Source organism: Streptomyces lycii, from assembly GCF_009735685.1.
Classification (GTDB): domain Bacteria; phylum Actinomycetota; class Actinomycetes; order Streptomycetales; family Streptomycetaceae; genus Streptomyces; species Streptomyces lycii.
The window spans coordinates 1-10346 of the sequence record NZ_WHPN01000191.1 but is presented as its reverse complement, the minus strand read 5'-3'; the positions used below and the strand labels follow the sequence as shown (position 1 = coordinate 10346).

The following is a 10346-nucleotide window of genomic DNA, read 5'->3' as shown; positions in this document are numbered from 1 at the left end:
GGGGTCTCGTCGCGCGGACCGGGCGGCCCTCCGGCCGCCCGGCCCCCGCCGCTCAGGCCCGGCGGTCCAGCATCTCCTGCACCCGCGCGCGCACCTCGTCGGTGTCCAGCCCGCGCACCGTCAGCGTCGTCCGGCGGCGCAGCACGTCCTCCGCCGTCTCGGCCCACTCGTGGTCGCGGGCGTACGCCACCTGCGCCCAGATCTCCGGGCCGTCGGGGTGGATCCGCTCGCCCAGCGACGGGTCCTCGGCGACCAGCCGGGCGATGTCGAAGGACAGCGAGCCGTAGTGGGTGGCCAGCTGCCGGGCGGTCAGCGGGTCCATCCGGGAGCCCGGCTCCCGGTCCACCAGGAGCCGGTGCGCGACCGCGTTCGGGCTGGCGACGCCCGGCAGCGGCACCCGCCGCGGCAGCTGGGACAGCGGTTCCATGTCCTCGGCGAGCGCGCCGCCGGGAAGCTTGGCGAGCTTGTTGATCACCGTGCGGCCGATGTGACGGTACGTCGTCCACTTGCCGCCCGCGACCGACAGCATCCCGCCGCGGCCCTCGCTGACCACGGTCTCCCGCTTGGCCGACTCGACGCCGCCGGGTCCGCCCGGCAGCACCCGCAGGCCGGCGAAGGCGTACGTGATCAGGTCGCGCGAGAGATGCTCGTCGCGCACCGAGTGCCCGGCCTCGTCCAGGATCTGGTCGATGTCGGCCTCGGTGGCGCGCACGTCCGCCGGGTCGCCCTCGTACCGCTCGTCGGTGGTGCCCAGCAGCAGCTGGTCCTCCCACGGCAGGGCGAAGGTGATGCGGTACTTGTCGATCGGCGTGGCCATCGCCGCCCGCCAGGGAGCCTTGCGCCGCAGCACCACGTGCGCGCCCTTGGACAGCCGGATGCTGGGCGTCACGTGCTTGTCCTCCATCCGGCGCAGGTGGTCCACCCACGGTCCGGTGGCGTTGAGGACGAGCCGGGCGTCGACGCCGAACTCGCTGCCGTCGAGGCGGTCCCGCAGCTCGGCGCCGGTGACCTGGCCGCGGCTGAAGCGCAGCCCGGTGACCTCGGCGTGGTTCAGCACGACGGCACCGGACTCGACCGCGGCGCGCACGGTCATCACCGCGACCCGCGAGTCGTTCATCTGGTGGTCGCCGTAGACCGCGACGGCCTTGAGGTTCTCGGTGCGCAGCGCCGGGTTGTCGGCGGCGGCCCGGGCGGGGGAGATCACCCGGCCGACGCCGTCGCCGAACGCGGACAGCGCGGAGTAGGCGAACACGCCGGCCCCGAGCTTGGCCGCGCCGTGCGGGCCGCCCTTGTAGACCGGCAGGTAGAAGGTGAGCGGATTGACCAGGTGCGGCGCCACGTCCTTGGCCAGCACCCGCCGCTCGTGGTGGTTCTCGGCCACCAGCCGCACCGCGCCGGTCTGCAGGTAGCGCAGTCCGCCGTGGACGAGCTTGGAGGAGGCGGAGGAGGTGGCGCCGGCGAAGTCGCCGGCGTCCACCATCGCCACCCGCAGCCCGGACTGCGACGCGTGCCAGGCCACCGAGGTGCCCAGGATGCCGCCGCCGATGACCAGGAGGTCGTACGTCGCCCTCGACAGCCGCTCACGGGTTTCGGCGCGGCTGTCACTGCGCGGGGACGCAGCCAGGGAGGTTCCCGGGGTCGGAACGCTCTGCGGGGTCGTCATGTTTCTCAGTGCTCCTGTCCTTCTTCGAGCCAGCCCATGGTCCGCTGGACGGCCTTGAGCCAGTTCTTGTACTCCCGGTCGCGGTCGGCCGCGTCCATCCGGGGGGTCCATTCCGCCGCGCGGCGCCAGTTGGCCCGCAGCGTGTCGGTGTCCGGCCAGTAGCCGACGGCGAGTCCGGCGGCGTAGGCCGCGCCGAGGCAGGTGGTCTCGGCGACCATCGGGCGCACCACCGGCGCGTCCAGGAAGTCGGAGAGGTTCTGCATCAGCAGGTTGTTGGAGGTCATGCCGCCGTCGACCTTCAGCGCGGTCAGCTCGACCCCGGAGTCCTTGCTCATCGCGTCGGTGATCTCGCGGGTCTGCCAGGCGGTCGCCTCCAGAACGGCACGGGCGATGTGCGCCTTGGTGACGTAACGGGTGAGGCCCGCGATGACGCCGCGGGCGTCGTCGCGCCAGTACGGGGCGAAGAGGCCGGAGAAGGCCGGCACGAAGTAGGCGCCGCCGTTGTCCTCCACCGAGCTGGCCAGGGTCTCGATCTCCGCGGCGCTGTTGATCAGGCCCATCTGGTCGCGCATCCACTGCACGAGCGAGCCGGTTACCGCGATCGAGCCCTCCAGGGCGTAGACCGGCTTCTGGTCGCCGATGCGGTAGCCGACGGTGGTGATCAGGCCGTTGTAGGAGTTGACGGGCTCCTCGCCGGTGTTCATCAGCAGGAAGGTGCCGGTGCCGTAGGTGGACTTGGCCTCGCCCTCGGCGAAGCAGGTCTGGCCGAACAGCGCCGCCTGCTGGTCGCCGAGCGCGGAGGCGACGGGGATGCCCGCGAGGGAGCCGCTCCTCGCCTCGCCGTAGACCTCGGCCGAGGAGCGGATCTCCGGCAGCAGCGAGGTGGGGACGCCCATGGACGAGCAGATCTTCGGGTCCCAGTCCAGGGTGCGGAGGTTCATCAGCATGGTGCGGGAGGCGTTGGTGACGTCGGTGACGTGCACGCCGCCGTCGGGACCGCCGGTGAGGTTCCAGATCACCCAGGAGTCCATGGTGCCGAAGAGCAGTTCGCCGGCCTCGGCGCGCTCGCGCAGGCCGTCGACGTTGTCCAGCAGCCAGCGGATCTTCGGGCCCGCGAAGTAGGAGGCGAGCGGAAGCCCGGTCTCGCGGCGGAAGCGGTCCTTGCCGACGTTCCGGCCCAGCTCGCGGCAGAGGGCGTCGGTGCGGGTGTCCTGCCAGACGATGGCGTTGTGCACCGGCTCGCCGGTGGCCTTGTCCCAGAGCAGGGTGGTCTCGCGCTGGTTGGTGATGCCGATCGCCTTGACGTCGGCGGAGGTGATGCCGGCCTTCTCCACGGCCCCGTCCACCACCTGCTGGACGTTCGTCCAGATCTCGGCGGCGTCGTGCTCGACCCAGCCGGGCTTGGGGAAGATCTGCTCGTGCTCCTTCTGGTCGACGGAGACGATGCGCCCGTCGGTGTCGAAGACGATGCAGCGGCTGGAGGTGGTGCCCTGGTCGATGGCGGCGATGAACGGGCCGGCGGTGTGCGCGTCGGTCACGGTGTGCTCCTGGGTCTCGAGGTCTCGGTGGGGCGGACGGGGCGGCGTGCTCAGGCGAAGCAGAGCTGGTGGATGCCGCCGGCTATGGCGCCGCCGAGCAGCGGGCCGGCGACCGGGATCCAGGCGTAGCCCCAGTCGGATCCGCCCTTGTTCGGCAACGGCAGCAACGCGTGCACGATACGGGGACCGAGGTCCCGCGCCGGGTTGATCGCGTACCCCGTCGGGCCGCCGAGCGAGAGACCGAGGCCGACGACCACGAGAGCGGTCATCAGGACGCCGGTCCCGGAGACGCCCAGACCCTCCGTCAGGCCCTGCGTGAGGATCGCGAGGACCAGCACGGCCGTGGCGATGGTCTCGGTGGCGAGGTTCTGCACCGCGTTACGGATCTCCGGGCCGGTCGAGAAGATGCCGAGCACGGGGCCCGCGGCCGGAGCGGTGTCCTTGTCGACCAGCCCTTCCTGGCCGGTCTGCGCCTCGCGGAGCACCTCGGGATCGGTGAGGTGGGCGCGGAAGTGGCCGTAGTAGGCGAGCCAGACCAGGGTGGCGCCGATCATCGCGCCGAAGATCTCCGAGGCTATGTAGAGCGGCACGTCCGACCAGGCGGTGGTGCCCTCGATCGCTAGACCGATGGTGACGGCCGGGTTGAGATGGGCACCTGAGAGTCCGACGGCGATGTACGCGCCGGTCAGCACGCCGAAGCCCCAGCCGAAGGTGATGGCGAGCCAGCCGGCTCCCAGGGCCTTCGAGCGCTTCAGGGTGACGGCGGCGACAACGCCGCCGCCGAGCAGGATGAGTACGGCGGTACCGATGGTCTCGCCGATGAAGATGTCGGAGCTGGACACCCGCGACTCCTTTGTCCTTCGTCCAGGGGAAGGCGGGCCACGGGGTCACGTCCGATGGCCCGTGCCCTCGGTGAGGGCGGTGAACGGTCCGCGGCTGTGCTCCACCATAACGAATATTGTCGTCAGGTGTTCGACAATGCCGACCGGTGAACGGCAGTTTTCTTCACGGGCAACGGCGCGTCAAGGGGGCCGGTGACGAAAAAACCACCCCGTGACCGGCGGTGACAGCATGTGACGGCGGCAGCGGCCGGGGCGGGGCCTGGACGGGACCGGAGCGAGGGCCGACGGGAAGCGGGCCGGGCGCTCGCGGAGCTGCGGGCGGGGGCCCGGGCGGGGCGCGGGGCTCGGGGCCGGGCGGCGGCAGGGCGGGGCCCTGGACGGGGGAGAGACGGGGCGGCACGGCGCCGGGAGGCGGAGAGCGCGGCGAAGCCGGGTCCGGGGCGGGGGAGAGGCGGCGGGGTGGCACCGGAGCAGTGAACCGGAGCAGTGAACCGGAGCCGGCGGCCGGTGTACGGGGCGGAGCCGGGCGGGCCGGCCGGGACCGCGGTGCGGGCCGGGGAGCCCCGCCGGGCCGTCGCGGTCACGGGGGCCGTAGCGGTCGCGAAGGCCGTGGCGGGAGCGGTCGCGGGGATCGCCGCGGGAGCGGAATCGTCGCGGCCACCGGGGCCGTAGCGGTCGCGGGGGTCGTCGCAGGGGCCGTAGCGGTCGCTACGGGCTCAGAACCGCCCGGCGCCGAGGTCGCGGGAGACCGCACGGGCACAGTCGCGGACCGCGGCCACCAGCTGCGGCCGCAGCTCGCCCCCTTCGCAGACCCGCTCGACCGCGCCGGTGACCCCGACCGCGCCGACCGGCATCCGCCGCCGGTTGTGGATCGGGGCGGCCACCGAGGCGACGCCCGTCCAGGTCTCCTCCACGTCCGCGGCCCAGCCGCGTGCCCGGGTGAGGCCCAGCACTTCCTCGAAGTCCTCCAGGCCGGTCACCGTGGCGTCCGTGAACGCCTCGCGCCCGCCCTCGGCGGCCTCGCTGTGGGCCACCGGGTCGTAGGCGGAGAGCACCTTGCCCAGGGCCGTGCTGTGCAGCGGCTGCATGGCGCCGACCTCCAGCACCTGCCGGCTGTCGTCGGGCCGGAAGACGTGGTGGACGATCAGCACGCCCTGCTGGTGGAGCACACCGACGTGGACGCTCTCGCCGCTGGCCCGGGCCAGGTCGTCGGTCCACACCAGGGCGCGCGCCCGCAGCTCGTTGACGTCCAGGTAGCTCTGGCCGAGCCGCAGCATCTCGGCGCCCAGCTGGTAGCGCCCGGAGGCGGGGTCCTGTTCGACGAAGCCCTCTTGCTGGAGGGTCCGCAGGATGCCGTGCGCGGTGCCCTTGGCGAGCCCGAGCGCGGCGGCCACGTCGGACAGGCCGAGCCGGCGCTCGCCACCGGCGAGCAGCCGCAGTATCGCGGCGGCGCGTTCCAGCGACTGGATCGTCCGAGCCATCGGGCACCCTCCATCGTCACAGGTTCGGCAATGCTGAACACTATCGGTCCATGCCGACCCTCGGATACAGCAGACGACCCATCCGGCCGAGGGGAACCGGAGCCGCCCGGCCATGATCTCCCGAACCCGTCCGGGATGTGGACACCTGTCCGCTGACTGAAACACCCGAGGCTGTTCCCGCCCGGGCGGCTACCCTGACCGGGTGCGCTCTGCTCAGAAGAGCGCAAAGCCGACAGCCGTCGCATCTCAGGGAGTCTTTCCATGGCCTCGTGTCAGCCGTCGACCGCCAGTCCCGACCGGGTCTCAGCTCTGCGTGAGGCACTCGCCACCCGCGTGGTGGTGGCCGACGGGGCGATGGGGACCATGCTGCAGGCCGCGGAGCCGAGCATGGAGGACTTCCAGCAGCTGGAGGGCTGCAACGAGGTGCTCAACGTCACCCGGCCCGACATCATCCGCGCCATCCACGAGGCGTACTTCGACGTGGGTGTCGACTGCGTCGAGACCAACACCTTCGGGGCCAACGCCGCGGCGCTCGGGGAGTACGGCATCGAGGACCGGATCTACGAGCTGTCCGAGGCGGGGGTGCGGATCGCCCGTGAGGTGGCGGACGAGTACGCCGCCCGGGACGGCCGGGTGCGCTGGGTGCTCGGCTCCATGGGGCCGGGGACGAAGCTGCCGACGCTCGGCCACGCCCCGTACACCGTGCTGCGGGACGCCTACGAGCGGAACGCCGCGGGCATGATCGCGGGCGGCGCGGACGCCATCCTGGTGGAGACCACCCAGGACCTGCTCCAGACCAAGGCGTCGGTGCTCGGCACCAAGCGGGCGCTGGCGGCCGCGGGAGCCGACCTGCCGGTGATCGTGTCCGTCACGGTGGAGACGACCGGCACGATGCTGCTGGGCTCGGAGATCGGCGCGGCGCTGACCGCGCTGGAGCCGCTGGGCATCGACATGATCGGACTGAACTGCGCGACCGGCCCGGCGGAGATGAGCGAGCATCTGCGCTACCTCTCCCGGCACGCCCGGACCCCGCTGTCCTGCATGCCCAACGCGGGCCTGCCCGTCCTGGGCAAGGACGGCGCGCACTACCCGCTGACCCCGGCGGAGCTGGCGGACGCGCACGAGACGTTCGTGACCGACTACGGCATGAATCTGGTGGGCGGCTGCTGCGGCACCACGCCGGAGCATCTGCGGCAGGTGGTGGAGCGGGTGCGGGACCTGGCGCCGGCCGCGCGGCGGCCCAGCCCGGAGCCCGGTGCCGCCTCGCTCTACCAGAGCGTGCCGTTCCGGCAGGACACCTCCTACCTCGCCATCGGGGAGCGCACCAACGCCAACGGGTCGAAGAAGTTCCGCGAGGCGATGCTGGAGGGGCGCTGGGACGACTGCGTGGAGATCGCCCGCGGGCAGATCCGCGAGGGTGCCCACCTGCTGGACCTCTGCGTGGACTACGTGGGCCGGGACGGCGTCGCCGACATGGCCGAGCTCGCGGGCCGCTTCGCGACCGCCTCCACCCTGCCGCTGGTGCTGGACTCCACCGAGCCGGCGGTGATCGAGGCCGGGCTGGAGAAGCTGGGCGGCCGCGCGGTCATCAACAGCGTGAACTACGAGGACGGCGACGGCCCCGAGTCCCGGTTCGCCAGGATCACCACGCTGGCCCGCGAGCACGGCGCGGCCCTGATCGCGCTGACCATCGACGAGGACGGCCAGGCCCGCACCCCCGAGCACAAGGTCGCGGTCGCCGAGCGGCTGATCGCCGACCTCACGGGCAACTGGGGCATCCGTGAGCAGGACATCCTCATCGACTGCCTGACCTTCACGATCTGCACCGGCACCGAGGAGTCCCGGCGCGACGGGCTGGCCACGATCGAGGCGATCCGGGAACTGAAGCGCCGGCACCCCGAGGTGCAGACCACACTCGGCCTGTCGAACATCTCCTTCGGCCTCAACCCGGCCGCCCGGATGGTGCTCAACTCCGTCTTCCTCGACGAGTGCGTCAAGGCCGGGCTGGATTCGGCCATCGTGCACGCCTCCAAGATCCTGCCCATCGCCCGGCTGGAGGAGGAGCAGGTCCGGGTCGCGCTGGACCTGATCCACGACCGCCGCGAGGAGGGCTACGACCCGCTCCAGCGGTTCCTGGAGCTGTTCGAGGGCGTGGACGCGAAGTCCATGAGGGCCGGCAAGGCCGAGGAACTGGCGGCGCTGCCGCTGGAGGAGCGGCTGCGGCGGCGGATCATCGACGGTGAACGCAACGGCCTGGAAGAGGACCTGGACGCGGCCCTCACCGAGCGGCCGGCGCTGGACATCGTCAACGACACCCTGCTGGAGGGCATGAAGGTCGTCGGCGAGCTGTTCGGCTCCGGCCAGATGCAGCTGCCGTTCGTGCTCCAGTCCGCGGAGGTCATGAAGACCGCGGTGGCCCATCTGGAGCCGCACATGGAGAAGGCCGAGGGCGACGAGGAGGGCAAGGGCACCATCGTGCTCGCCACGGTGCGCGGCGACGTCCACGACATCGGCAAGAACCTCGTCGACATCATCCTCTCCAACAACGGCTACAACGTCGTCAACCTGGGCATCAAGCAGCCCGTCTCCGCGATCCTGGAAGCCGCCGAGGAGCACAAGGCCGACGTCATCGGCATGTCGGGGCTGCTGGTGAAGTCCACCGTGATCATGAAGGAGAACCTGGAGGAGCTGAACCAGCGCAAGATGGCCGCCGACTTCCCGGTCATCCTCGGCGGCGCCGCCCTCACCCGGGCCTATGTCGAGCAGGACCTGCACGAGGTCTACGAGGGCGAGGTCCGCTACGCCCGCGACGCCTTCGAGGGCCTGCGGCTGATGGACGCCCTGATCGCCGTCAAGCGGGGCGTCCCCGGCGCCACCCTGCCCGAGCTGAAGCAGCGCCGCGTCCCCAAGCGCGAGATCGACCTCACCGTGCCCGAGGAGGAGACCGGCGTGCGCTCGGACGTCGCCACCGACCACCCGGTGCCCCGGCCGCCGTTCTGGGGCAGCCGGGTCGTCAAGGGCATCCCCCTGCGGGACTACGCCTCCTGGCTGGACGAGGGCGCCCTCTTCAAGGGCCAGTGGGGCCTGAAGGAGTCCCGTACCGGCGGCGGGCCCTCCTACCGGGAACTGGTGGAGACCGAGGGCCGGCCGCGGCTGCGCGGCTGGCTGGACCGGCTGCAGACGGAGAACATCCTCCAGGCGGCCGTCGTGCACGGCTACTACCGCTGCGTGGCCAAGGGCGAGGACCTGATCCTGCTCGGCGAGGACGGCTCGGAACTCACCCGCTTCACCTTCCCCCGCCAGCGCCGCGGCCGCCGGCTCTGCCTGGCCGACTTCTTCCGCCCCGAGGAGTCCGGCGAGACCGATGTGGTCGGCCTCCAGGTCGTCACCGTCGGCTCCCGGATCGGCGAGGAGACCGCCAAGCTCTTCGAGGCCAACTCCTACCGCGACTACCTCGAACTGCACGGCCTGTCCGTCCAGCTGGCCGAGGCCCTCGCCGAGTACTGGCACGCCCGCGTCCGCGCCGAACTGGGCTTCGCCGGGGAGGACCCCGACGACGTCGAGGACATGTTCGCCCTGAAGTACCGCGGCGCGCGCTTCTCCCTCGGCTACGGCGCCTGCCCGAACCTGGAGGACCGCGCCAAGATCGCCGGACTCCTCCGCCCGGAACGCATCGGCGTCGAACTCTCGGAGGAGTTCCAGCTCCACCCCGAACAGTCCACCGACGCCATCGTCATCCACCACCCGGAGGCCAAGTACTTCAACGCCCGCTAGAGCGGCGTGTTGGAAGACGTGGTCACAGCGCCTGGCGTGTCGACATGATCCGGAAGCCGCCTCGTAGCGGACGGCGAGCTTGTCGTACCTGGTAGCGACACGGGCCTGTTCGAGCAGCCCGGTTCGGCACTCAACCTTGTGCCTGCGCCGCGCGGTCGAAGGCAGGAGGGCGGTCACCCGCCGAGTTCCGGCGGAACTCGGCGGGTGGCTTGGCCGTGCTTCTCCGGGATTGTGTGCGGGATCTGCCGACGACGCGGGGGAGAGGATCGCCCGGGACGGACGTGCACGGTCAGCGTTTACGCGCGACGGCCGGGTACGCGGGCGTCCGCTGCCGACCCGGGCGACGCGGATCCTTGCGGTCAGTCGGTCGGACCGCGGTGGTCCCCCGCGCGGTCCACCGGTGATCGTGACGGCCGGCACGTGTCCAGAAGCGTCCGCTGCCCGGTGCGTCTTTGTCGTCAGGAGGAGTCCCGGGCCGCAAAGAGGCAACTCGCGGTTCTGGCGCACGACACCCCAGCGGCCGCCGAACGCGCATGTTGTTCTCCTGCGACCCCAAGCCCGGCTGCCGGGCGCCGCGGAATGGCTCACCGCGGTTTGCCGGGGAGGAACTCAGTCCTCCGGCTCGGGGAACATGACCGTCATGACTCCGGCGGCGAGGGCGGCCACATCTGTGGCGGGGTCGGCCGCGGCCCTCAGACCGAGGCTGCCGCCCAGCGCGCCCAGCACCACGACAACCTGCTCCGGCGGAAGGGCCGGCCGGATGTGCAGACGTCGGCAAGCGCCCTCCAGCAGGGCGGCGATCCGCTCCTCATGGCGGCGCTGAGCAGCTACCGAGACGGCCGCGGCACCGGGGTTACGCGTCACCGCGGCCATCGGTACACCTCCCGGGCCGGGACGCCTTGTCCCTGACGGCAGAGGCCACCCCACCCTGTGGCCCGCGTGCTCGGTGACCGGTTCCCGAACGCTGCCCGGCTCGGCGGGCCCGGCCGGGCGGTCCGGTGACGGTGCGGGCCGGAGAGGCGCGGCGCGACGTCCCCGCCGCCGTGTC

6 protein-coding genes are annotated in these 10346 nt (G+C 72.0%); 1 reads left to right on the top strand and 5 read right to left on the bottom strand.

The window, feature by feature from the left end:
- Positions 1 to 52: 52 nt before the first annotated feature.
- From GCU69_RS07835 to GCU69_RS07820, 4 genes are all read right to left on the bottom strand, one after another.
- Positions 53 to 1663, bottom strand: coding sequence for a glycerol-3-phosphate dehydrogenase/oxidase (locus GCU69_RS07835; RefSeq protein ID WP_098751080.1), 1611 nt, complete (start codon positions 1661 to 1663; stop codon positions 53 to 55).
- A gap of 5 nt (positions 1664 to 1668) precedes the next feature.
- Positions 1669 to 3201: a glycerol kinase GlpK gene (gene glpK, locus GCU69_RS07830; RefSeq protein WP_098751079.1), complete on the bottom strand. Its 1533-nt coding sequence runs from the start codon at positions 3199 to 3201 to the stop codon at positions 1669 to 1671.
- A gap of 50 nt (positions 3202 to 3251) precedes the next feature.
- Positions 3252 to 4043, bottom strand: coding sequence for an MIP/aquaporin family protein (locus tag GCU69_RS07825; protein ID WP_098751078.1), 792 nt, complete (start codon positions 4041 to 4043; stop codon positions 3252 to 3254).
- Between the two features lie 716 nt (positions 4044 to 4759).
- Positions 4760 to 5524, bottom strand: a complete 765-nt coding sequence (locus GCU69_RS07820) for an IclR family transcriptional regulator (protein ID WP_156205500.1) — start codon at positions 5522 to 5524, stop codon at positions 4760 to 4762.
- 261 nt (positions 5525 to 5785) lie between these two features.
- On the opposite strand from GCU69_RS07820, the gene metH reads away from it, so the two are divergent.
- Positions 5786 to 9298, top strand: a complete 3513-nt coding sequence (gene metH / locus GCU69_RS07815; protein WP_156205499.1) for a methionine synthase — start codon at positions 5786 to 5788, stop codon at positions 9296 to 9298.
- A gap of 609 nt (positions 9299 to 9907) precedes the next feature.
- Here metH and GCU69_RS07810 read toward each other — a convergent pair.
- The gene (locus GCU69_RS07810) at positions 9908 to 10171 is read right to left on the bottom strand and encodes a hypothetical protein (protein WP_098751075.1); all 264 of its coding nucleotides are present in this window, start codon (positions 10169 to 10171) and stop codon (positions 9908 to 9910) included.
- Positions 10172 to 10346: the final 175 nt, after the last annotated feature.

Excerpts from the sequence above, each read along its gene's own strand:
- GCU69_RS07810 (WP_098751075.1), bottom strand. The coding sequence starts at position 10,171 with ATGGCCGCGGTGACGCGTAACCCCGGTGCCGCGGCCGTCTCGGTAGCT.
- GCU69_RS07835 (WP_098751080.1), bottom strand. The coding sequence starts at position 1,663 with ATGACGACCCCGCAGAGCGTTCCGACCCCGGGAACCTCCCTGGCTGCG.
- metH (WP_156205499.1), top strand. The coding sequence starts at position 5,786 with ATGGCCTCGTGTCAGCCGTCGACCGCCAGTCCCGACCGGGTCTCAGCT.
- GCU69_RS07820 (WP_156205500.1), bottom strand. The coding sequence starts at position 5,524 with ATGGCTCGGACGATCCAGTCGCTGGAACGCGCCGCCGCGATACTGCGG.